Below are 1,089 nucleotides of genomic sequence, written 5' to 3' on the forward strand. Positions count from 1 at the left end.
CCTTGACAGGCTCCCCCACAGAGAACGCCTTGGTCCATCTGGCCATCAGCGCAGGGGTCGATGTACCGAAAATCCGAGAGAGGTATCCGCTGGCAAAGATCACGCAACGTTCTGAGAATCGGAACTACATGTCCACCATCCACCATTCTGGTTCTTCTTCACAACTGCTGGCTGTGAAGGGTAGTCCTCGAGAGGTCCTGGACATGTGTCAATGGTACCTGAAAGACGGACATCGGATTCCCCTTTCTGAAGAAGCCCGATCAACGATCGAGGGCGAGAATGAACGCATGGCTGGTGATTCCCTCAGAGTCCTGGGCATCGCATATGCCTACCACGATCATGCCGAGGACGGGTCCGATGCCGGACATGGGCTGATCTGGCTGGGGTTGGTAGGTATGGCTGATCCCATCAGGAAAGGGGTCAAAGAGTTAATCCCCCTGTTCCACCAGGCAGGGATCGATACCGTCATGATCACCGGCGATCAAAGCCCCACGGCCTACGCCATAGGCAAGTCACTGAATCTAGGTGGAGACGGGTCGCTCGAAATCCTGGACTCTACCCACTTGGCGACAGTAGATCCCGAGGTCATGGAGGCCCTCTCGAAGAAGGTCCACGTCTTCTCGAGGGTCAGCCCTGCCAATAAACTTCAGATCGTCCAAGCGCTTCAGAGAGCAGGAAGGGTCGTGGCGATGACCGGGGATGGCATCAATGATGGGCCGGCCCTGAAAGCCGCCGATATTGGGATCGCTATGGGCCACACCGGTACGGATGTTGCCAGGGAGGTGGCGGATGTGGTGCTGGAAAACGACGATCTTGAGACGATGATAGTGGCGATCAGTCATGGTCGAACGATCTATAACAATATCCGGAAGTCGGTCCATTTTCTCCTGGCAACCAACCTCAGCGAACTCCTTGTCATGTCTGCCTCCATGACGGTCGGATTAGGTGAGCCGCTCAACGCCATGCAGTTGCTGTGGATCAATCTGGTCTCGGACATCTTCCCGGGGCTTGCGCTTGCCCTTGAGCCGCCCGAGCCTGATGTGTTGAATCGTCCACCACGAAATCCACACGAACCGATCCTGAGTATCA

At 56.0% G+C, this 1,089-nt stretch carries 1 protein-coding gene; it reads left to right on the forward strand.

Annotation, left to right across the window (positions count from 1 at the left end; genetic code table 11):
• A partial coding sequence (locus KGL31_06700; GenBank protein ID MDE2321592.1) for an HAD-IC family P-type ATPase occupies positions 1-1,089 on the forward strand: 1,089 nt, incomplete at both ends.

Source organism: Candidatus Methylomirabilota bacterium, assembly GCA_028870115.1.
Lineage (GTDB): Bacteria > Methylomirabilota > Methylomirabilia > Methylomirabilales > Methylomirabilaceae > Methylomirabilis.